At 50.8% G+C, this 22,882-nt stretch carries 18 protein-coding genes, 1 pseudogene and 1 riboswitch; of the genes and pseudogenes, 10 read left to right on the top strand and 9 right to left on the bottom strand.

The features are described from left to right. Positions 1 to 34: 34 nt before the first annotated feature. Positions 35 to 1,432 (bottom strand): MATE family efflux transporter, encoded by a 1,398-nt coding sequence (locus Q0Y65_RS03315; RefSeq protein WP_297956949.1) that lies wholly within the window; start codon positions 1,430 to 1,432, stop codon positions 35 to 37. A 3-nt stretch (positions 1,433 to 1,435) separates the two neighbouring features. After that, positions 1,436 to 1,993 (bottom strand): TetR/AcrR family transcriptional regulator, encoded by a 558-nt coding sequence (locus Q0Y65_RS03310; protein WP_297956946.1) that lies wholly within the window; start codon positions 1,991 to 1,993, stop codon positions 1,436 to 1,438. Between the two features lie 129 nt (positions 1,994 to 2,122). On the opposite strand from Q0Y65_RS03310, the gene Q0Y65_RS03305 reads away from it, so the two are divergent. After that, positions 2,123 to 2,323, top strand: coding sequence for a DUF1858 domain-containing protein (locus tag Q0Y65_RS03305; RefSeq protein WP_297956943.1), 201 nt, complete (start codon positions 2,123 to 2,125; stop codon positions 2,321 to 2,323). A gap of 55 nt (positions 2,324 to 2,378) precedes the next feature. Here Q0Y65_RS03305 and Q0Y65_RS03300 read toward each other — a convergent pair whose 3' ends face one another. The 6 genes from Q0Y65_RS03300 to thiD all read right to left on the bottom strand — a co-directional run bounded on the left by Q0Y65_RS03300 (position 2,379) and on the right by thiD (position 9,851). After that, positions 2,379 to 4,487, bottom strand: a complete 2,109-nt coding sequence (locus Q0Y65_RS03300) for a hypothetical protein (RefSeq protein ID WP_297956940.1) — start codon at positions 4,485 to 4,487, stop codon at positions 2,379 to 2,381. Between the two features lie 52 nt (positions 4,488 to 4,539). Beyond that, complete coding sequence (locus Q0Y65_RS03295; RefSeq protein WP_297956937.1) at positions 4,540 to 5,019, bottom strand: GtrA family protein; 480 nt, start codon at positions 5,017 to 5,019, stop codon at positions 4,540 to 4,542. Then, positions 5,019 to 6,578, bottom strand: a complete 1,560-nt coding sequence (locus Q0Y65_RS03290) for an NAD(P)/FAD-dependent oxidoreductase (protein WP_297956934.1) — start codon at positions 6,576 to 6,578, stop codon at positions 5,019 to 5,021. Before Q0Y65_RS03290 ends, Q0Y65_RS03295 begins: the two co-directional genes overlap by 1 nt. Positions 6,579 to 7,048: 470 nt before the next feature. After that, positions 7,049 to 7,504, bottom strand: coding sequence for a hypothetical protein (locus tag Q0Y65_RS03285; RefSeq protein ID WP_297956931.1), 456 nt, complete (start codon positions 7,502 to 7,504; stop codon positions 7,049 to 7,051). 182 nt (positions 7,505 to 7,686) lie between these two features. Then, positions 7,687 to 9,000 (bottom strand): phosphomethylpyrimidine synthase ThiC, encoded by a 1,314-nt coding sequence (thiC, locus tag Q0Y65_RS03280; RefSeq protein ID WP_297956928.1) that lies wholly within the window; start codon positions 8,998 to 9,000, stop codon positions 7,687 to 7,689. A gap of 44 nt (positions 9,001 to 9,044) precedes the next feature. Further along, positions 9,045 to 9,851 (bottom strand): bifunctional hydroxymethylpyrimidine kinase/phosphomethylpyrimidine kinase, encoded by an 807-nt coding sequence (thiD, locus tag Q0Y65_RS03275; protein WP_297956925.1) that lies wholly within the window; start codon positions 9,849 to 9,851, stop codon positions 9,045 to 9,047. A gap of 128 nt (positions 9,852 to 9,979) precedes the next feature. After that, a riboswitch (TPP riboswitch) is annotated at positions 9,980 to 10,082 on the bottom strand. Positions 10,083 to 10,214: 132 nt separating this feature from the next. Here thiD and Q0Y65_RS03270 point away from each other — a divergent pair. From Q0Y65_RS03270 to Q0Y65_RS03245, 6 genes and pseudogenes are all read left to right on the top strand, one after another. After that, positions 10,215 to 10,631 (top strand): hypothetical protein, encoded by a 417-nt coding sequence (locus tag Q0Y65_RS03270; protein WP_297956922.1) that lies wholly within the window; start codon positions 10,215 to 10,217, stop codon positions 10,629 to 10,631. 255 nt (positions 10,632 to 10,886) lie between these two features. After that, positions 10,887 to 11,657, top strand: a pseudogene (locus Q0Y65_RS03265) (flavin reductase); the annotation flags it as partial. A gap of 53 nt (positions 11,658 to 11,710) precedes the next feature. After that, on the top strand, positions 11,711 to 12,142 hold the full coding sequence (locus Q0Y65_RS03260) for a hypothetical protein (RefSeq protein WP_297956915.1): 432 nt from the start codon (positions 11,711 to 11,713) through the stop codon (positions 12,140 to 12,142). A gap of 21 nt (positions 12,143 to 12,163) precedes the next feature. Then, positions 12,164 to 12,946, top strand: coding sequence for a TraX family protein (locus Q0Y65_RS03255; RefSeq protein WP_297956913.1), 783 nt, complete (start codon positions 12,164 to 12,166; stop codon positions 12,944 to 12,946). Positions 12,947 to 13,127: 181 nt separating this feature from the next. Next, positions 13,128 to 14,360, top strand: a complete 1,233-nt coding sequence (locus Q0Y65_RS03250; RefSeq protein WP_297956911.1) for a hypothetical protein — start codon at positions 13,128 to 13,130, stop codon at positions 14,358 to 14,360. Beyond that, positions 14,341 to 15,699 (top strand): carboxypeptidase regulatory-like domain-containing protein, encoded by a 1,359-nt coding sequence (locus tag Q0Y65_RS03245; RefSeq protein WP_297956909.1) that lies wholly within the window; start codon positions 14,341 to 14,343, stop codon positions 15,697 to 15,699. Before Q0Y65_RS03250 ends, Q0Y65_RS03245 begins: the two co-directional genes overlap by 20 nt. A 57-nt stretch (positions 15,700 to 15,756) precedes the next feature. On the opposite strand, the gene Q0Y65_RS03240 is transcribed toward Q0Y65_RS03245, so the two are convergent. Continuing rightward, positions 15,757 to 18,366 (bottom strand): discoidin domain-containing protein, encoded by a 2,610-nt coding sequence (locus tag Q0Y65_RS03240; RefSeq protein ID WP_297956906.1) that lies wholly within the window; start codon positions 18,364 to 18,366, stop codon positions 15,757 to 15,759. A gap of 333 nt (positions 18,367 to 18,699) precedes the next feature. Here Q0Y65_RS03240 and Q0Y65_RS03235 point away from each other — a divergent pair, with 333 nt between their 5' ends. The 3 genes from Q0Y65_RS03235 to Q0Y65_RS03225 all read left to right on the top strand — a co-directional run bounded on the left by Q0Y65_RS03235 (position 18,700) and on the right by Q0Y65_RS03225 (position 22,793). After that, complete coding sequence (locus tag Q0Y65_RS03235; RefSeq protein WP_297956903.1) at positions 18,700 to 19,404, top strand: ABC transporter ATP-binding protein; 705 nt, start codon at positions 18,700 to 18,702, stop codon at positions 19,402 to 19,404. Positions 19,405 to 19,408: 4 nt separating this feature from the next. After that, positions 19,409 to 22,147, top strand: coding sequence for an FtsX-like permease family protein (locus Q0Y65_RS03230; RefSeq protein ID WP_297956900.1), 2,739 nt, complete (start codon positions 19,409 to 19,411; stop codon positions 22,145 to 22,147). Positions 22,148 to 22,334: 187 nt separating this feature from the next. Next, positions 22,335 to 22,793, top strand: a complete 459-nt coding sequence (locus Q0Y65_RS03225) for a leucine-rich repeat domain-containing protein (protein ID WP_297956897.1) — start codon at positions 22,335 to 22,337, stop codon at positions 22,791 to 22,793. Positions 22,794 to 22,882 lie beyond the last annotated feature (89 nt).

Raw genomic sequence — 22,882 nt, 5'->3', positions numbered from 1 at the left:
CGCAGCTCCATTCAGGGAACTGCGGTGTTTCGCGTTAATTCTCGTTATTGACAATATTGTTCACCCAGAGGTCGCTTTTCACCATGAAGTAGCCGATTATCACCTTGAATATCTCCGAGAAGGTGACGACCGCGAAGACTATGCGTATATCCAGCTTTGTGAAGTAGGCGAGGAAGGCGGCAAGAGGTATCATTATGAGCCATGTGAAGCCGAAATCGAACAGGAAGGTTATACCTGTTTTTCCGCCGCTCCTGAGAGTGAAATAGCAGGCGTTGGTGTAGCTGAGCAGGGGCATTGCCAGAGCCTGTATTACTATCATATAGGCTGCAAGGGAGCGAACGCCGCTCTCGGTGTTGTAAAGCATCGGGAAAACGGGAGCAAGGGGCAGAGTGACCAGCCCCACTGCGGCAGCCGCCGCAACAGCGAAAAAGAGCAGCTTGTTATCGGTGTCCCGTGCCTCCTTCAGCTCGTTAGCGCCCAGCTTCGCACCAACGATTATGGCTATACAGGCGCCCATCTGAGCGTATACGGAATTGAACAGGTTGGTGATGGTGCTGCATATATTACGGGCAGCCACCACATCTGTGCTCCTGACGGAATAGCACTGCATCACCACAGACATACCCAGGGACCAGAGGAACTCATTGACCAGCATGGGTATACCTTTTTTGGTGATATCAACTGCCAGCCGCGGAGGAATACGGAAGCCTCTGAAAAGCCCCCTTACACAGCCTATCCTGTCGGTGTGGACGTGAGCCCATACTATCATAATAGCGGCCTCGACGCATTTAGCGATGACAGTCGCCCAGGCAGCGCCCTTCACGCCCATAGCAGGGCAGCCCAGCCTGCCGAAGATGAAGCACCAGTCCAGCAGCACATTGATACCCACAGCGGACATAGCCGCCGCCATGGGAGCCTTGGTGTGGCCGCACTCGCGTATGACGCTGGCATAGGCCTGACCGATACCGAAGGGAATGAAGCTGTATTTGATTATTCTCAGGTACTGCCGTCCGTTTGTCATAATGGCGTCTCTCTGCTGAGAGGAGCTCTCGCTGCTGATAAACAGGGATATCAGGCGAGGTCCGAAGACAACAGCAATAGCGGAAGCCAGCATGATGAAAGCGGTACAGACCGCCAGCCTGTACCGCAGGGTATATTTCTGTCCCTCATAGTCGCCCTTTCCGAAGAACTGGGCACCGAAAATACTTGGACCTGCTGTTGCGCCGAATAGTGTTATGTTGAATACAAAGACGAATTGATTGACTATGGATACGCCGCTCATGGGTTCGGTACCCAGGCTTCCAACCATGACATTGTCGATGAGGCTGACAAGATTTGTCACCATCATCTGAAGTATCATAGGAACCACCATAGTCAGCACGGTTTTATAGAAATCCTTTGTTCCGATGTATTTTCTTGTTATTGCAGTCATTTCTTATCCTTTATTGTAGTTCTTGAAGTATAGTCCGCCGTAGAGGCTGAACATGAGCTTTTCCAGAAAGCTCTCGTCGGCTGCGGCGCCTGTGAGTACGTAGTTTTTTGCGATGCTGTTCATTCCGCTGGCGATGAAGTCCACAATGAAGATCCTTTTCTCATCGGAAACATCGCTGATGAAGTGTTCGCATTCCATAAGAGACTTATACTGCACATCGTAGAGGAAGTGTATCATGTCGTTTTTTACGAGAAGGCTTATGATATGGCGCTTGTCCACGATATATCTGCTGTAGTCCCTGCAAAAGCTGCGGAACACGGCGGAATGGCAGGAGGTATCGGTCTCCTCGGGGAGAAAGCAGCAGTTCTGGCTGAGCTCATATATGATGACATTTTCCTTGGTGCCGAACAGTGAATAGAATGTCTGACGGGAGACCTGCGCCTCGCGGCAGAGGTCGCTGACGCTGATGTCGCTGAAGGTCTTTTCCTCAAGAAGCCGCAGGAGCGCTTCGGAAATGAGCTTCTGAGAAAGTAGTGCGGATTTGTTGCTTCCCTGATACATTGACAAATTACCTCGCTTTGTAAAAGTTGCTTCTGTCTCCTTGACAATTGTCAGATACTATGATAATATTATAACAAAGGGGCAGACATTTGTCAAGCCCCGGAGTTAAAAAAACGGAGGTCGATCAACATGACAGAGGTAACAAAGGATACAAAGATAGGCGAGCTCCTTCAGCTCGACAAGGACGTATCACCCATACTTTTCAGCATCGGAATGCACTGTCTCGGATGTCCCGCATCACAGGGCGAGACCATTGAGGAAGCAGCAATGGTACACGGTGTGAACGCAGACGAGCTGGTAAGCGCTATCAACAAGAAGCTTGCGGAATAAGACTTATAAACACAATAAGTATAAGAAAAAGACACCCGAGGGTGTCTTTTTTCATTTATATGTGGATTATATTGTGATCGTATACCAGCAGTGTATAACCAACATTGTTTATGATAGTGTTGGCTACTCTTATAGGCTGCTCGTTGTAGTACATCGGCGACTGAGTGAAGTAGCTGTACTCTGTATCGCTGAGGATAAGGAAGTATTCAGACTGATCGGGATCGTCCATGTACCATCTTTTTGACGACTGGTAAGGCCTCATGAATACGCCGTTCTCGTTTACGTCAACATCGAATACCTTCACCTTGTTATTGGTGATAAGTGTAACGGAGTTAGCGTTCCAGAAGGTAGCATAGCCCTTGGTAACGCCCTGATCCTCGAGGAATTCTGCGATCTGGAACTGAGCGTTCTTCTTGTATTCGTCCTTCTTGATCTTTCTCACGTCGTTGCAGTGAACTATGCCCGTAAGGAATATAGGCACAAAGAGCACAACGGCAAGTCTTGCAACGTCTGCCTTCTTTGATATAGCCCAGCAGAGGAAGAGTATGCTGACGATGAGAGAGGAGCCGATCATGGGGATTATTCTCCAGTCGGCGGCAGAGAGAACGCCGAATACATAGCCCATTATATTAACGGCAGTAACAGCCCAGTGCATCCATATCCATGTTCTCATCATCTTGCCTCTGCGGTCGTTGCCGAACTTCTTGTAGAAGCAGGTAGCCACGATGGGGAGCGCTGCGATGAGCACTGCGGTCATGAGGCAGAGCATATTGGGAATGCCTTCCTTGCTTGCGAACTTCACATCGCGGAGACTCTGAACGCCCAGCAGTCTCATCCATGCGAAGGGCATTTTCTGGAAGTGCTCCAGCCATTCCTCCATGGGGGAGAAGTTTGAGTTAGCCTCCTGATAGCCTGCGCTGAGGTCGCCCAGCAGCTTCTTGTTGATGATAGTACCAAGAACAGCCATACCGAAGAACACGATGGCCCTGAAGGCTGCAAGACCCATTTTGCTGCTGATGAGCTTTGTCTTTGCGTCAACGAACTGCTCTGCGAATATAGCGCCCACAAAGGGGAGAACGAACAGTGTGAAGCCTGTGATACCGTCCAGACCCGTGCAGACCATGAATATGCATATGCATACGAAAATCGCTATCCTGTGGATAAGTGCGAGCTTCGTATTCTTTTCTTCCTTCTTGAGAGCGATGCCCTTGCTCCTTACTGTGAGCAGCCTGAAGTACATGAAGGCGCCGATGACCAGGAAGAGGATACCCAGCGAGTAGTAAATGGTATGTCCCCAGAATATCTCTCTCATCTTCTGAGTGGAGAGGGTGATGGACAGGAATATAGCCGTACCCACCATAGCCAGCGGGAAGCTCTTTGTCATCTCCCGTATCATGAACAGCAAGAATACCGTCAGCAGCACGAAGAAGCACATCATACCCACGATATGAGCGGTCATTCCGTAGCCGAACATATGGATAAGAGGTATCATAATGGTGCTTGTGCTGAATGGCAGGAAGCAGGCGTATGAGAAGTCCTTGTCGTAGGTATGTCCGGTCTCGACAGAGGCCTCAGCCCATACGATAGTATCGGTGCAGTCCGCATGGAACTCGGATTTTGAAGCAGTGGTGACATAGTAGATGGTCACAGCGCAGACGCCGAGGAATATTACGGCGGTGATTACCCACACAGCGATCCTGCCCAGAAGACCAAGGCGGAGCCTTGTCCTGAGATCGGGTTTCTCCTCAGCGGCAGCCTCGGTATCGGCGGCAGTCTTTTCTGTGGGAGCATTGTCAGTCTTTTTGCCTGACTTTTTATTGCTGTCCTTGTCGGAGCTGTTCTTCTTGGCGCTGTTCTTTCCGTCGGACTTTTTGCCGTCATTTTTCTTAGGCTCGTCCTTTTTGGCGTCGTTTTTCTTGCCGCTGCTGTTTTTGCTGCCTGACTTCTTTGAGTCGTTCTTGCTGGCCTCGGGCTTCTTATCGCCTGAAGGCTTGCTGCCGTCCTTCTTTCCGGACCCGGCGCTTTCCTTTACGGGAGCGTCGTCTGTTTCGGTGAGGTCTATGACCTCGCCGGCCTCATTGACAGCAGTCTCTGTGAAGTCGAGCACCTCTTCTGCGGCATTTTCCGCATTATCGGCAGCCTGCTTCATGGTCTTGTCGTCCATAGTTTTTTCCTCCGTAAAATGCAGGGGGGCGAGTTAACGCCGCCCCACAGATTTATGATTTATTGTCTTTTTTGGTATACAGCAGTATCTTTCTTGCGAAGAAGTTCCACAGGAAGGATACAGCGGTAGAAACCACCTTGGCTATCATCTGATAAGCGCTGGTCTTGTCGCTGAGCCATACCTCGAAGCCCTTGGTTATGCCCATAGTAAGGAGCAGTCCCACAACGCCGATGGCGGCAAATCCGAGGAATTCCACGAATTTGTTCTTGACGTTGGAGGTCTTGAAGATCCAGAAGGTGCTTATGAGGTAGTTAACGATAAGGCCTGCCACGAATGACAGTGAATTTGCGGCCACAGCGAAACGCTCGCCGAACACGAACTTGAACAGTACGAACGAGAGTCCCCAGTCCACGACGGTGGCCAGACCGCCAACGAAGATATAGCGGAAGAACTGGATAAGCGTATTGTCGGTATCGCCGACGAACAGCTTCTTGAAGTCCTTGTCGCGGAGTATCTGCTTTATCTCGTCCATTATTTCTGCTTCTCCTCGTGGTATTCCTTTTCTGTATTGACGTTCCAGATGGCGGACTTGTCGGTGCTGCCGCTCTTGATAGCCTTTACAGCCTCGAAGGAGGTGACCATTGAGTGGTCGATGTTGTTGTATCTGTGCTGACCGTTACGTCCTACGCAGTAGAGGTTGGGGATAGTATCGAGGTACTCGATAAGGGTATCCATCTCGTCGTAGGTATCGAAGTAAGCGGGATAAGCCTTCTTCACCTTTTCCATATGTGTATCTATTACTTCATCTGCGCTGTCGATAAGACCAAGCTTTACCATTTCCTTCACGCAGAAATCTGAGAACTGCTTCTCGGTCATGTTCCAGAACTTGTCGCCCTCGGTAACGAAGTACTCAAGACCTACCCATACGGTATGGCCCAGATCCTTTACCATGTAGGGAGACCAGTTGTTGTAGATCTGGAAACGTCCCATCTTTACGCGTCTGTCCTGAACGTATACCCAGCAGTCGGGCACGATATTGCCCACAGTCCTCATAGTTGTCTTGTTCTTCAGCTTGAGCTTGGGAACGAGAACGCCGAGGGTCATATAGTCACGGTAGGGAAGACCTGCAGCGATACGTGCGGGCTCCTCGGGAACGTCGTTCATGCCTGCAACCAGATCCTTTACGGGCATAGAGGAGATGATAACGTCGCCGTTGAGCTCGATCTCCTTGCCGTCCTTTATATAGGTAACGCCTGTGAGGTTGTTGTTCTCGTCCTTATGGAGCTTCTTTACGCCGGCTTCCATTATGATAGTACCGCCCAGCTTCTTCACCTCATCGGCTGTAACCTCCCAGAGCTGTCCGGGACCCAGCTTGGGGTACTTGAACTCCTCGATAAGGGAAGTATTCACCTTACGGTTCTTGACCTTGAAGAGCTTTCCGAAGAAGTCCTTGATGATGCCCACGATAGACAGGCCCTTGGTACGCTGAGCGCCCCATGAAGCGTCGATCTCGCTGGGGTGTCTGCCCCAGAGGTTTTCTGTGTAGTACTCAAAGAACATGGAGTAGAGCTCCTTGCCGAAGCAGTTGATGTAGAAGTTCTCCAGGTTCGTTACGGGACGCTTGTGGATAGCGGCCTTCAGGTAGCTGAAGCCCACCTTCATAGTGGTAAGGAAGCCGAAGTTCTTGATAGTCTCGGGCTTGAGCGAAACGGGATAATCATAGAACTTGTCGTTGAAAAGGATACGGGACACTCTGTGTCTCTTGAGCATAACGCGGTCGGTCTTCTGAGGATCGGGGCCGCCCTCCTCAACGTTTACGTGTCTCTTGAGGAATCTGTCGTCCGACGAAGGAACGCCCTGAAGGGGAAGCATCTCGCTCCACCACTGATTTACCTCGGGTATCTTTGAGAAGAAACGGTGGCCGCCCATGTCCATACGGTTGCCCTTGTAGTTTACGGTCTTGGAGATACCGCCGATAGCAGTCGTCTCCTCCAGCACAGTTACATCGTACTCGCCCGAGCCGTCCCTGAGGAGCTCATAAGCGGCGGTAAGACCCGCAGGTCCGGCACCGATGATAATTACTTTTTTCATATTGTATTACCTTTTCCCTTCCACGGAGCGAGAAGCTCCGAAAAATTGTCTTACATTATTAGACGTATGGGAGAGCGAAACCTCTCACACAGTCTGCAAGTTTTTTCTGCATTATAAATGAGCAGAAATAGCCATACTATAAACAACATTATACCACAACGGGAAAAAATAATCAAGAGAACGCCGTGATTTTCTACAGAGCTCCCAACAATACCGTGCAATTCCGACAAAAACGAACAGTGAAAATTGTGCGTGTATACGAAGTTCGGTGTTTTTTTCAGTTTATTCAACGGTTTTCCATTGAAAAAGACCTCTTTACGCCCCCTTTGTGAAAGGGGTGATAAAAAAGCCCGCAGGGTAAGCGGGCAGAGATGAGACATATTTATCGGCGATCAGCGCAGAAGCAGACCGTGAACAGCAGTCTGCTGCCGAAAAGAGTATCGATACATTATTACCTGTAAAAGGCCGTATCACGGCCGCTGCAGCACATGACCGTATAAGCTTAAAAACAGAGTGAAGAATATTACAGCACCGATAACGAATACCAGTATCAGGCCTATAGTCGAAACGATCTTCAACTCGTGATACAGCACCTTCTGAGGACGGCGTGAATCAATGGTAAAGGTGAGCTTGTCCCTTGCCTCCGCCTCGTGGTCGTATTTTTCCACTCTTGCGGTATAATTCTTGTTCTTAAAGGTATATTCGCAGGTGAAGACCGCCATTATCCGGCCTGTAGGCAGAGCCATTTTTTTCGCATCGGTTATCCTTGCCGTAACGTCTGCCGCGAAGAATTTATATGTTATTATGCGGTGGATAAGAACGATAACTGCTCCAACAGCACAGCCCACCGACACCGCGAGCAAAAACATGAGCTTTATCTTATCGCCGAGCCCGATATTATCAAAGTTCCTCCATATCATAAGCATTAATGCTTCCCCCTTGATGATATAAAAGATAAATCTTTTTAAATTATATCACAACAATAAGTTAATGTCAATAATAAAAGCGCACAAAAATGCTGTTTTAAGCAGAAAAACAACCCCTCAACAGTAACTGACCGTCACGGGGCATCTTTATCAGTTATCAGCTTCGCTGAAGGGTACGTTTATCACTTCTCTGAGCAGAATTCTACCTTTTCGCCGTTGAGTATCATGTTTGTAGTTCTTACGGCGCACATCTTTCCGCACATGGAGCAGGTATGTCTGTCAGCAGGGGGAGTGCTCTCGAAGTAAGCTCTTGCCTTTTCGCCGTCAACAGCGATCTCGAACATCTTCTCCCAGTCCACCTCATGACGTGCCTCGGCCATAGCGTTGTCGCGGTCGGTTGCATGGGGAACGCCCTTTGCGATATCGGCAGCATGAGCGGCGATACGGCTGGCGATAATGCCTTCCTTTACGTCGTTTGTATCGGGGAGACGGAGATGCTCGGCAGGAGTAACATAGCAGAGGAAGTCCGCACCGCTTGCAGCAGCGATAGCGCCGCCGATAGCGGAGGTGATGTGATCGTAGCCGGGGAAGATATCGGTCACCAGAGGTCCGAGCACGTAGAAGGGAGCATTATGGCAGATACGCTTCTGGAGCTTCATATTTGCAGCGATCTCGTTCATAGCCATGTGTCCGGGACCCTCTACCATTACCTGAACGTTCTTTGCCCATGCTCTTTCGGTGAGAGCTCCCAGCTCGATGAGCTCGGCTATCTGGCCGCCGTCAGTTGCGTCGTCGATGCAGCCGGGACGGAGAGCGTCTCCGAGAGAGATAGTGCAGTCGTATTCGCGGAGTATATCGAGAACCTCGTCATAATACTCATAGAAGGGGTTTTCGTTGCCTGTCATCATCATCCATGCGAACAGGAGAGAGCCGCCGCGTGAAACTATGTTCATCTTGCGCTTGTCTCTGCGGAAGGCCTCGACAGCACGGCGGTTGATACCAGCGTGTATGGTCATGAAGTCAACGCCCTCTTCCGCATGAGCTCTTACCACGCGGAGGAAGTCCTCTGCGGTGATCTCAAGGAGATCCTTTTCAAGGTAGCCTATAGCGTCGTACATGGGAACGGTGCCTATCATAGCGGGAGACTTCTCGACGAGAGCCGTGCGGAAGGTGTTGGTCTTTCCGTAGTTGGAGAGGTCCATGATAGCCTCGGCACCGAATTTCAGCGCCATATCCACCTTCTCCATCTCCACGTCATAGTCCTTTGCGTCGCCCGAGATACCAAGGTTGACGTTAATCTTTGTGCGCATTTTTGTACCGATACCCTCGGGAGATATGGACTTATGGTTGATATTGCAGGGAATGCAGACCTCGCCCTTTGCAACGAGAGCGCGGAGCTCCTCTGCGTCGATGTATTCCTTTTCGGCGACTATCTTCATTTCGGGTGTTATGATACCCTTTTTAGCCGCTTCCATCTGTGTGTAATAATTCTTCATACTGATTTCCTCCGATTTGATATTATTCTGAGCATTGGCGCTCATTATTCTGCTTCCTTTGCGAACTCTCCCGTGAGAGCGAATGCGTGAGCCATGGGGCCGCTGCCCTTACCGAGATCAAGCATTGCAGCCAGAGCTCCAGATATGTAGTCCTTTGCCCGTTCGACTGACTTCTCAAGAGTAAAGCCCTTGGCAAGATTTGAGGCAATGGCGCTTGAAAGAGTACAGCCCGTACCGTGGGTGTTGGGATTGTCTATACGTTTTCCCATGAACCATGTGCAGTTTCCGTCATTCCACAGCAGGTCGTTTGCGTCATTGAGACTGTGACCGCCCTTGCAGAGCACGGCACAGCCGTATCTTTCGCCGATGATCGCGGCAGCCTTCACCATATCCTCCTCCGAGGATATGCTCATATCCGCAAGTATCTCCGCCTCGGGGATATTGGGAGTGACCAGTGCCGCAAGGGGAAGGAGCTCCGCTTTCAGGGTCTCCACCGCCTCCTCGGCGATGAGTCTGGCGCCGCTGGTGGCCACCATAACGGGATCCACCACGATATTGCCGGCCTTGTACTGCCGCAGCTTTTCCGCAATAGTGCGTATGAGCTTTCCGGAGGATACCATGCCTGTCTTTACTGCGTCGGGACGTATGTCCGTGAATACAGCGTCCAGCTGCATGGCAAGAAATTCAGGCGTTACCTCCATAATACCTGTTACGCCGGTAGTGTTCTGAGCCGTGAGAGCCGTTATTGCGCTCATAGCGTAAACACCGTTCATGGTCATCGTTTTGATGTCCGCCTGAATACCGGCGCCTCCGCAGGAATCGCTCCCTGCGATCGTTAATGCTGTTTTCATTATCATTGCTCCTTTACGGTCGGGCTTCTGCCCCAGCATTAATTTTGTACCGCGAGACAAGGTGGTGCCCCCGATGTCCCGCGCAGCGTGACGCTGCAAAAAAAGGTGCGCCCACAGAGAGACGCACCTACGTTACATAAGTATTTCCCTCCGTTGGCATTATCCAAATCAGGTAAGGTCGGAGTTTACAACTCCCTCTCAGCCTGTTCACAAGCTCCCTTTTTTATTATTATACCACTTTTATCGGAATTGTCAAGCGGCTTGGGGCAGTTGTTTCTGAAAGATATTGAAAATAATCACGCCCTGTGATATAATGATAATAATGAAGCTAAGTCGGGAATGTACTGTAAATGAGGTAATGCTGTGGATATGGAGACAATTATTGAAGTCGTAGCTGTCGTGGGCTTATTTATCTATCATGGGCTGGATGTATTCTATAAATACAGGTGCTACACCGAGGAGGTGGAAGCCACGCTCAGAGATGTGGATACAAGCACCCTGAAGTTCCCCGGCGAGGAAAGAAGGTTTACCTTCACATACACCTTTGTCTATACCTACGGCGGTGAAGAATACCGGCATATCGTCAGGTCGAATTCCTCGCTCTATGATAAAGACGACTCGATCATTCTCAGGATAAATCCCGTATTCCCCGAAGAGTATATAGTTCCCGGTGAGTTCATAGCACGAAAGCAGAAGGTTTTTGCGGTATTGCTGGTAATTGCAGTGCTTCTGGTCATGATCCGTTTGGGGTTCAGGGGAAGTCATTTTAAGATATACTGACTTAAAAAATGAGAAGGAGAGGTCATGCTTTGCCTGCTGTCTCTGGCAGCCGCATATATTGCATTCTTGTTTCTCGGATAACGTAACATTCATATATAAAGACAGTGGCCGGTACTCTCACTCTGAGGGTGACGGCTTATTTATGCTGATTAAAGAATATTAATAAAATATACTTGAATTGGCGGAAGATTTTTGTTAAAATCAGTATATGAGGCTAGTTTCAGCTATTATATGTCAAAAACGGAGGTAAAAACTATGGACAAGAAAGCAATGTACAAAATAAGCTACGGACTTTTCGTGGTAACGACCTGCAACGAGGGAAAGGACAACGGCTGTATCACCAATACCCTTGCACAGGTGACTTCCAGTCCCAATAAGGTAAGTCTTACCGTGGCGAAATCAAACTACACCCACGATATGATAATGGCTACGGGAAGGTTCACGGCTTCGGTCATCAGCACCGATGCGGATTTTGAGCTCTTCAGGCGCTTCGGCTTCCAGTCGGGCAGGGACGTGGACAAGTTCGCGGACTTTACGGACTGCAAGCGCGGCGATAACGGCTGCATGATAGTCACAAAGGGCACCAACGCCTATATTTCGGCCTCCGTATGGCACAGCATAGACCTGGGCACCCATACCATGTTCATTGGCAATGTTGAGGATATGGAGGTGCTGAGCGACGCTCCCTCCGCCACATATGAATACTACCAGAGCAATATCAAGCCCAAGCCCGAGGCAGTGGGAACTGCTCCCGACGGTCAGACCGTGTGGAGATGCGCCATCTGCGGCTATGAGTATGTGGGAGAGGAGGTCCCCGACGACTTCGTCTGTCCCATATGCAAGCACGGCAAGGCGGACTTTGAAAAGGTAGGCGGCGACAAGGAGGAGGTCGTTCCAGTTGGCAAGACCGAGGACGGAAAGACTGTATGGAGATGTACTGTCTGCGGCTATGAATATGTGGGAGACGAGCTGCCTGCGGACTATGTATGTCCCATTTGCGGCGTAGGTGCGGATATGTTTGAGAAGAAATGAGCCGAAAAGGCTTATGATATAAACAAATGATCATGAGGTGACAAAAAATGAAGATAAGGAATATTACTGCTGTTATGGGCGTTTCCCTGGCAGTGCTCATGCTTGCGGGCTGCGGCACCAAGGAGGAAAAGAAGTCCACCGCTTCCTGTACAATCACCGTGAAGTCGGTCTACGGCGGCTACGGTGAGGACGGCAACGACCTTGGTTCGGGGGAGTTCACCGAGAGCTTCACCATTCATGAGGGCGATGAGTTCTATGAGGATTACGGCGGACACTGGCTCTTTGAAAGGCCGAAAAAGAGCGACTGCGAGATGATCGCGGAGATCAAGAAGATCGGGCAGGACAAGGTGGTCTGGAGCGTGGACGGTCAGGAGAAAAATGCGGTATACAGTGCTGTAAACAAAGTGTCGTCAAAATATACGGTTGCCGACGGCATAAACTACAATTACGAGGTGACCTTCACCGATTATCTTCCGTAATGACTGCGCAGGAGACTTTTTATGAGTTCTGACGTGACAAAAAAATACAAGATATTCAACCGCGATATGATGAAATGTCTTGCCATATTCATCATGTTCTGGGGACATCTCATCGGCTGGGTGCTGCTGGACAGGAACGACGGCGATCTTTCCGTATACTATGAGCTTCCGCTGTGGGAGCTGGCGCTGATCTTTACGTCCATATTCTGCCCGCCTGTGATGTTCTTCTTTATCGCGGACGGCTATAAATATACCCGTGACAGAAAAAAGTATGCCTTGAGACTGCTGATATTCGCGGCTATAGCACAGCCCTTCGACTGGCTGTGCCTGCATAGGGTACAGGGCTGGTGGCATACAAATGTTATTTTCACGCTGTTCTTCGGACTGCTGGCGCTTATGGCATGGGAGAGCAGATACAAGCTTTGGCAGAGGATAGGTCTTGTGGTGCTGATATGCGGTGCTACTTTGCTGATCATGTCGGACTGGATGATATTCGGCGTGGTCTTTATCCTGTTCCTGCATATCTTTCGCGAAAAGCCCAAAGCACGGTGTATTGCATACATGAGTCTTGCGTTACTGCACTGCGGGATAAATCTTTTCAGTCTCGGGAGCACGCCTGTTGTGCCGCTGCTGGTGCAGATAGGTACGATGTTTCTCATGTTCGTGGCGGCATATCTCTGCATGACCGTTTTCTACAACGGCAGAAAGGGAAAGCACCCCACATTTGCAAAATGGTTCTTCTACTGCTTCTATCCGCTGCATTATCTGGTCATATGGATCGTTCAGAGGATAGTCAACGGATAAGTTAATATGACAGCTTACAGGAGCCGTTAAAAGCGGCTCCTGTTTTTATGAAATAAAAATGGTATTTTTTTTAATGATTTCTTGACTTTTTCTTCCTGACGTGATATACTATTATTGTATTTGTTGCTGTAAAAGCAGTTTTTTTGTTGGCTTTTAACAGCTTTTGCGAGGAGAGAAAAACTTGAAACTGAAAAAACTATCCTCTTTTTTTATCACTATGGCTATTATGGGCGGTATGTCGGGACTTCCTGCCTATGGTGCGGAAAAAACTCAGGACGATGTAAAGCTGACTGTCTCCGCGGATAAGGACAGCTACGGCGCCGATGAAAAAATAGTCGTGGATATCAGTCTTGAAAACAACAGCGACAGCGATATCACAGATGTCACCCTTGAAAGCCTTGTGCCCGAAAGCTATCGGCTTGCGGACGACAGCAGCTCCGTAAAAAGAGCTACATATATCATGGCAGGGGACAGCATAAGCTTTCAGTCGGTGTTTCTGCCGGATAAGTCGGAAAAGACCTCGGCAGCTGCAACAGCGGAGGTGACTGCGGTCACGGAGAAAACGGCTCCTGCCGAAGCAGCGGCGGCTGCGGTAACTACCGCAGAAAGCGGCAGTGATGATGACAGCGGCAGGAAAAGCGGCAATTCCGCGGCGCCTTTCATAATTGCGGGGGTACTGTTGGCTGGAGCTGCGGGCGCGTTTATCGTTCTGAGGAAAAAGAAGGGCGGAAAGGCCCTTATGATACTGCTTTGCATCTCGGCAGCAGGCTCCTTTGCCAATGCAGGAAATGCAAGGGCGGAGGAGCCTGACAGTCACAGCTTTTCCGTCAGCCGTAAAGTGACTGTTGACGGCAGTGAACTGGAGCTCACCGCAAATGTGAGGTTCACTATGGATATATCCGATATGCAGACGGCGGTTGAGGAGTACTATCAGGAGAATTCCGAGGAGATAGTCGCCGTGGAAAAGGCCGAGGAGACCGAAATGGTCTTTACTGAGAAGGAGGCTCTGGCCTTCCTGAACGAAAGGGGCTTTACGGAGTATCCGCTGGTCTATGACTATAATATGGACGGTACCTACGTTGACGAGGTGGAGGCTTCTGCCGACTCCGACGAGAAGCACCCCATGTATCAGACCTACTATGCGGCCGCTGACGGCTCCATATGGATGATCTATATAGTCGGCAGGACCATTGTAGCAAATCCAGCTTCATATAACCTTGAGTCCGATCTGGACGCTCAGGTCATGATATCGGAGACAGAGACCCTTACAAGCTATACCGAAATGGGCAATAAGTTCTACGAAACTGTACCGAAAGAATCCGCGGTCATACTAAAGATCGTGGATAAAATAACAAGCCAACGGCTTGACGAATTAACATATGAGGAGGTAATCAATGAAAAACAAACTGATTAAAAGGCTGGCGTCAGCTGCGGTATTATCCGCTTTGCTGGTTTCTGTAATGCCTGCTGCTGCATCTGCCGAAGCAATCGACCCATTGATCGTGGTATCCCTCGGTGATTCATATTCATCGGGTGAGGGTATTCCCGCATTCTACGGTCAGGACAAGGCATGGGAGGACAAGATCTACGACGAGGACTGGCTGGCTCACAGATCAACAAAGAGCTGGCCCGGACTGCTGGAGTTCTCTGAGATCGACGGAAAGCTGAAGGACTACAACGTTAAGCAGACCAATTCGTCGGATTGCAAATGGTACTTCGGTGCCGTTTCGGGCGCCGAGACAAAGCACTTCAGAAAGGAGCGCCAGAGAAAGGACACCTACAAGAGAATGTCCCTTTTCAGGACGCTGAAGACCACTTATTATATGCCCAAGCAGCTTGACGTAATGAACAAGGTCAAGGGCGATGTTGACTACGTTACCCTCACTGTGGGCGGCAATGACGTCGGCTTCGAGGAGATAATCACTACTTGTGCTACAGGCAGCACCTACCTCCATTTCGGCAGCGGAAAGCTGAAGCTGGAAAAGGAAATGGACAACATCTGGGCTACATTTGCTGCCACAAGAGCCGATATCAAGGGCGTATACAACGATATACAGTCCTCCGCGGGACAGCAGGCCGAGATCATCGTTGCAGGCTATCCCAAGCTCCTCGACAAGGAGGGCAAGGGCGTTCTCATCAGCGAGAAGGAGGCCACTATCGTAAACAGAAACGTTACCAAGTTCAATAACGCCATACTCGGTATCGTAAACGAGTGCCGCAATGAGGGCATGAATATCCACTTTGTGGACGTTGAGACAGAGTTCGATAAGGACGGCGGCCATCAGGCATACTCCGACAACGCCTGGATCAACAAGATAATCCTCACCAAGCAGGATCAGGATCTTGACCAGAGCGGTATCGCCAGCGCTTACTCCATTCATCCCAATGAGGAGGGCGCAAAGGCCTACGCAAGATGCGTAAATGCCATGATCAGGGAGATCGAGAACGAGAAGCAGGCCAGACTCCTCAGTGCTGCCACAGCGGCTGCACAGTCTGAGGTTATCGGCAGTGTCGCAGACGCTTCCGATGAGAATGCTGTTCCCGAAAACGCAGTTATCAACGTTTACAGCGGTGATGAGCTGATACTGACAGTTCCCGCTGACGCTGAGGGCAATTATTCATTTGCTCTGGCTGACGGTGAGTATACCGTGGAGATCTCCGCCGAGGGCTATGCTCTCTCCGAGGTTCCGCTGGTGATCGCAGGCGGCGATACAGCAATGGACACTGTTTTCCTCACTGCGGAGCAGGTATGATCCGCTGATTATGAATCTGAAAAAGCCTGAAAGCTTTATGCTTTCAGGCTTTTTTTGTCATGTGTAGTTTATCTTTGATATTATCAGCCTTCTGAGACTTATAATATCAAATACGTCTGTGGTCCCGTCACCGTTTATATCTGCATTTTCGGGGGAGGGCAGGGCTTCCTTCTTCAGCAGGTAGCGCTGATAGGTCACAAGATCGGCAACATCAAGGCTGCCGTCGCCGTTCACATCGCCTGTGAGCGACTGCGCTCCCTTTGTGCCGTAGACCGCTATCTCCGCCACGTTGCACAGGTATACGCTGTCAGTGCTGAGGGGACTTGCGGGAGCTCCCGTAGGAACCTCATAACGGATATACCGTGCGGTCAGATCCTCGAAATCGGGAGTATAGTTCATTCTGAAGGCGGGCTTGCTGTCAACGGTGTATATCTTCTTCCAGTTCACGCCGTCAAGTGAGGCGCTGAAGAAGCCGCCTATCATTCGTGCTTCGTAGCCGCTGCGGGGACAGTAGGCGATATTGCCTATTTTGCAGCTGCTGCCAAGATCAAAGGTGACGTAGCCGCCCTCCAGTCCGTCGAAGAAGGTGTTGATATTTCCGTCGCAGGCCATATCATAAGAGGTGTTGGTATCCTCGTGCCATGAAAGTGTGCCGTCTGTGATCTCCAATGCCAGCTTGTCGTATTTCGGCTGCGGCGACTGGCCGTGGGAAACTCCGAACAGCGCTATCTCAGCGATATTTGCACAGTAGGCGCTGTCGTTGTTGTACTCGTTGGCGGGCTTGCCCGAGGGCACCTCATAGCGGATATAGCGTATGGTGTTATCTCCCGAAAGAGCTGTAACATAGTGCATACCCGAGGTCGGCTTGTTCTTTACGGTGTAGAGCTCCGTCCAGTTCTGTCCGTCCTGTGAGCCGAGGAAGCGTCCGTCCGTCATGCGGTATTCATAGCCGCTTCTGGGAGCATAGCCCAGGGCTGTAATGTCGTAGAGTCCGCCCAGGTCTGCCTGTACCCAGCCGTCGGAAACGCCGTCAAAGAAGGTGGAGGCGCTGCCGTCAAAGGCCTTGTGGTAGGTGGTGGAGCTGTCGCTGTTCCATGAATCGGAGCCGCTGAGGACTGCCGATGAAAGGTCTATCCTGTCGGTGAGCTCTGTGCCGCCCTTTACGCCGTCGATGATGAAGGTGGTGACGGACTGCTTTGCAAGGGTGGCTGAAAGTCCGCCGCCAGATACGGCGATATCGCCGATATCCTTCCAGTTTTCGGAATTGCTGGTGCGGATAGCCTTTGCGGAGCTTCCGACTGCGCTGAAGCCCGAGAGATCGAATACCAGCTGCTTGTCCGACGAGCCGTCGTTGGTGGCTACGATAACAAGTCTGCCGTTCTTCTGATCGAAGGCGGCTACGCAGTTGCTGCTGCACTTGAGCATGGTCATTCCCGGACGGATATAGCGCGAGAACTGTCCCATGGAGTAGTATTTCTTGGTGAGGATAATATTGTTGTTGTCGTGGTCGGCTACGGCAAGTCCCCAGTAGCCGCCCTGGGTGTTCACCATGCCCTTGTCCTTGTTGCCGTTCATTCCCACTGAGGAGATATGGTTGTCGATGACCTGCCATAATATCCAGGCGGAGGAGTTCAGCTCGTTGAGGTCAAGGGTTATGCGGTCAGCAAGCCAGAGGCCTGCGCCCATTTCGCCTGCATCGGTGCCTGCTGTGGAGCCGCCGTCCACCTCGCTCATCCAGAGGTTGCGGCCTGCCTTTATGGCAGTGTCTTTAAGCTCGCCGCGCTTGCTTCCGCCGTAGGTATGGGTGTCGATACGGCCGATGAGCGCCTTTGTTTCAGCGGACATCTTGTTCCATGAGGTGATCTGGGTGTCGATGACCGACTCGTCGTTGGCGCTTATGATGATATCATTGATACCGCGCTTTTTCAGGGACTTTGAAAGCTCCTGATATATCTTGTCCATGGAGCTGCCCTGATCGAAATGGCAGCCCTCCTGCTTGTTGCTGTAGGCTCCCCAGTAGTCGGTGTAGGGCTCGTTCATGGGGGTTATGCTCTGGACGTGTATTCCCCAGTCCTTTTCGTAGTGGGCTGTTACCTCCGCAAGATACTCGGCGAAATCCGTGTACTTGTCGTCGCGGAGATTGTTCTGGGAGGAGGTCTTTGCTCCCGAGCTGCATCCGCTGTTGGTCATATAGTAGGGGGGAGAGTTGGAGAACATCTCCACTATCATGTCTTCGCCTGCGGCCTGTATGCAGCGCTCCAGCACGTTGCGCTGGTTGTGGTCGGCGTTCCAGTCGTAGGTCACCGTGCCGTTATTGTACCTGGTGTAGCCCGGCATATTGGAGTCCGTCCTCGTTATGTGAGTGTGGCTCGGGTCGTCACCGCCGCCAATGTTGAAGCGTGCGATGTTGAGTCCCAGTCCGTCGGGACTGAAAAAGGTGTCCGCTGCCTTCTGGGCAAGGATATCGGAATACCCAACTCTGTTCGCCCACCAGCACAGTGAGGTTCCCCAGCCCTCAAAGGTGCCGCCGTTTATGTCGTAAACGTCATAGGGCGATACCGTCACTATGGTCGCTGCGTCTGCCTCTGCGGTTGGTACTGCCGTAAACACCGCGGTGAATACCGTGAATGCTGCCGCCGCAGAGCATATTCGTTTAATCAGTTTCATCCGTCTTTCTCCTTTCGGTTTTATATGCTCCTGTTATTATTATTATTATACATTGTTATTTGTCATTTGTAAACAGAAATTATGCGGATTGTTCTCATTTTATGATGTAATTGTTTTTACTTTCCCACACTGTGTTGATATTTTTTTCAGCTTATGCTATAATTTATTGTATCATCAGCCGCCGTGCAGCGTCGGAGCGGAGCTCCGACGGACGATCACGGCTCGTTACCGTATGATGTTTACTGCTGCTTTTCATGCCGTGATCGGCGGACGCCCTGCGTCCCTGCACGGCGGCACCGGTACAAAGGTCATGTATACCATGAAAGGATAAATATGAGCGCTTACGTTGAGTTCAGAAATGTGAAAAAGACCTATAAGACGGGCGAGGTGGAGATACACGCCCTCAATGATGTGAATTTCGAGATAAATAAAGGGGAGTTCTGCGTTATCGTCGGAGCTTCGGGTGCCGGCAAGACCACCATACTCAATATTCTCGGCGGTATGGACACCCTGACCTCGGGAAGCGTATTCCTCGACGGCACCGAGATCTCCTCCCTGAATAAGAAAAAACTGACGGCCTACAGACGCTATGATGTGGGCTTTGTGTTCCAGTTCTACAATCTGGTTCAGAACCTTACCGCTCTGGAAAATGTGGAGCTGGCCGCTCAGATATGTCCCGACCCCCTCGACGCGGAAAAGGTGCTGGGACAGGTGGGGCTTGAGCAGCGCATAAAGAATTTCCCGGCTCAGCTCTCGGGCGGCGAGCAGCAGAGAGTTGCCATTGCAAGGGCTCTGGCAAAGAATCCCAAGCTCCTGCTCTGCGACGAGCCCACGGGTGCTCTCGACTACGAAACAGGCAAGGCGGTGCTGAAGCTCCTTCAGGATACCTGCCGCAAAAACGGTATGACTGTCGTGGTAATTACCCATAATCAGGCTCTTACTCCTATGGCAGACCGCATAATAACCGTCAGGAACGGTACTGTTTCAAGCGTGCGTATGAACGATAACATCGTTGATGTGGCCGATATAGAGTGGTGACGGTATGGGTTCGGCAATGAGAAAGACCACGCTCCGCGAGATAAGGAGCACCTTCGGGCGGTTCTTCGCCATTATGGCTATAATCGCTCTGGGTGTCGGCTTCTTTACGGGCGTGAGGATAACTACTCCCGCTATGGTAAATGCGGTGAACGGCTTCCTTGACGAGAAGCAGCTGTATGACTACAGGCTGCTGTCCTCCCTTGGCTGGAACGACGAGGATATTGCGGACTTCCGCAGCCGCCCCGATGTACGCAGCGCCGAGGGAGCTTATACCCTCGATATACTGACCTCGGGGGAAAAGGAGTTCGTGCTGAGGGCTCATTCCCTCACCGAGGATATTAACGGCATAAGGCTCACCAGCGGCAGAATGCCGCTGGCTCCCGATGAGTGCCTTGTGGAGACCGGCAAAAACGGCTTCGATATCGGCAAGTTCTTCAATGTGTCCGCGGAGAATTCCGACAGGGTGAAGGACGCGCTTGTATCCGACAGGCTGAATATTGTCGGCACCTGCGACTCCTCGCTGTATGTGAACTTCGAACGCGGAACTACCTCCGTGGGCAACGGCGAGATCACCGCTTTCATATACCTGCCGAAGGAGGCCTTCGACCTTGATGTATATACCGAGGCATATGTGCGGTTCAGTCAGGACTATGAGATATACTCCGATGAGTATGACAGCTTCATGGAGGACAGGGACAAGCAGTGGGAGAAAATTGCACGCTCCCGTGCAGACCTGCGCTTTGAAAAGCTCCGCAGCGAGGCTGAGGATAAGCTCAGAGACGGCAGGAAGGAGCTTGAGGATAACCGTGCAGCGGGACAGGCAGAGCTGGACAGCGCAAAAGCCGATCTTGAGGCTGCAAAACAGCAGCTTGACGGACAGCTGGCTCAGCTTCGGCAGATAAAGGATATCAGTCCGCAGCAGTATGATGCAGGTATGGAGCAGTACAACGCCGCCTGTGCGGACTACGAAAAGGGAATGGCTGAATATGAGGCCTCTCTGGCTGACTTTGAAAAGCAGATATCCGACGCGGAAAAGGATATCGCCGACGGCGAAAAGGAGCTGGAAAAGCTGAAGGAGCCAGAGGTCTACGTTCTCGACCGCAATACCAATATAGGCTATGCCTGCTTTGAGAGCGATTCCGAGATCGTGGCGCAGGTGGCAAGAGTGTTCCCGCTGTTTTTCATACTTGTGGCTGCTCTGGTCTGCATGACCACCATGAGCCGTATGGTGGAGGAGCAGCGCACTCAGATCGGCGTTCTCAAGGCGCTGGGCTACTCCGAAGGCACTGTTATGGGAAAGTTTCTGTTCTACTCGGGAAGCGCGGCTCTCATTGGCTGTACAGTCGGTTACTTCGGCGGAACGTTCCTGTTCCCCAAGGTCATCTGGAAGACATATGAGCTTATGTACCTGAAACTTCCAATGACCTACCTCTTTGATACGAGACTGGCTCTGATAGCTCTGGCGGTGTCCCTTATCTGCTCCGTGGGCACTACATGGTTCAGCTGCCGCTTGGAGCTGGCGGAGACCTCCGCAGGCCTTATGAGGCCGAAGGCTCCAAAGGCTGGCAAGAGGGTGTTCCTTGAATATGCGGGACCTGTATGGAAAAGGCTGAAATTCCTTCACAAGGTCTCTATACGCAATATATTCAGATACAAGAAGCGTCTCTTCATGATGATGCTGGGTATCGGCGGCTGTACCGCTCTGCTGGTGACGGGCTTCGGACTGAAGGACTCCATTGCAGGCTTTGCGGAGACTCAGTACGGCGAGATACAGGTGGCGGACGCTTCCGCTTCGCTGAAAAATATTGACGGAAATGAACTGCCGCAGGCTCTTGCGGAGACCCTTGATGAAAATACGGCCGATCATATCCTTATGTATACAGGTGCGTGGGATCTGCTCTACGGGAAAAAGGTCAAGAGCGTCACCGTCAATGCGGCCGACAGCTTCGCGGATATGGACAGATACTTCATTTTACGCGATATGGACGGCAATCCCCTTGCTCCGCCCTCCGAGGGTGAGGCTGTCGTCAGTCACAGCATAGCCGAGAGATACAAGGTGAAAAAGGGCGGCACCATAAAGCTCCGCGACGAGAATATGCGCACGCTGGAGGTTAAGGTGACGGGTATCTTCGAGAACCATGTATATAATGTGGTGTTCCTGTGCCGCAGCACCATGGAGAAGCAGCTGGGGGAGAGTGTGCCAACAAATTACGCTCTCATGAACCTGAAAGAAGGGGACGACCCCTATGCGGTATCGGCAAGGCTCTCCAAAAACGGCAATATCACTTCTGTACTGCTGTTCGGCGATCTGAAGGTCAGACTCAGCAAAATGATGAGCAGTCTCGATTATATCGTCCTTGTGGTCATCATATGCGCCGCGGGACTGGCGTTCATAGTGCTGTACAACCTTACCAATATCAACATCACCGAGCGCGTCCGCGAGATAGCTACCATCAAGGTGCTGGGCTTCTTCCGCAGGGAGACCTCATCCTATGTGCTACGCGAAAATCTGGCGCTGACCGCCATGGGAACAGCTGTGGGACTGGTGATCGGCATATTCCTGCACCGCTTCGTTATGGCGCAGATAAGGGTCGATCTTGTGGATTTCAGCGTGAAGGTGCTGCCGAAAAGCTTCCTGTTCAGCGTCCTGCTGACGTTCCTGTTCAACTTTATCGTTGATCTGTTCATGGAGCTTAAACTTGAACGCATCAACATGGCAGAGTCCCTTAAATCAATCGAGTGATAAGCTTAATTAAAGACGGTTTTTTACTCCTCCTGCAAAACAGGGGGAGTATTTTTGTGCAAATCCTATGAATATGTTTTAATTTCTAATCTAAACATTGACTTTTTATCGTTTTTGTGCTACAATATAAATGAGCAAAAGGCTCAGGGGATATGGATCGATGTTTGTTCGATAAGGAGAATTTTTAATGAATTATAAGATCAAGAGAGGCGTACTCAAAAGGTACAAGGACGAGCAGGGCGTGTCCGAGATCTTTATTCCCGATAACGTGGGGATCATCGACGAGGGTGCTTTCTGCGACTGTACCAATCTTGTGAGGATCCTTGTGCCCGATACCGTTCAGGTCATATCCGACACGGCATTCAGCGGCTGCGAGAACCTCAGATGTATCGCACTCCCCGAAGGTACGGTCAGAGTGGGCTGGTATGCTTTCAGAGGCTGCCGCAGTCTCAGCGACCTTACTATCCCGTCAAGTCTCAAGGAGATAGGCAGATTTGCCTTCATGGGCTGCGATCACCTTATATCAGTAAAGGTCACTCACGATGACAAGGTGTATAAGTTCAATCTGCGCGGCGAGCTCAATAACGAAAGATGGCAGAAGATAAGGGCAACACTCAGCTCCGTCGGCAAAAATATGGCTTCATAAAAACGAATACTGCATTACCCCCGTCCGTAATAATGGGCGGGGTGTTTTTATGTGCGTATGGATTTGACGTTCGGGCGAAAAGGTGGTAT

The sequence above is a fragment of the uncultured Ruminococcus sp. genome, from assembly GCF_947301925.1.
Taxonomy (GTDB): Bacteria; Bacillota; Clostridia; order Oscillospirales; family Ruminococcaceae; genus Ruminococcus.
Note: the sequence above shows the minus strand (reverse complement) of the source record. Positions and strands in the feature narration are given on the sequence as shown.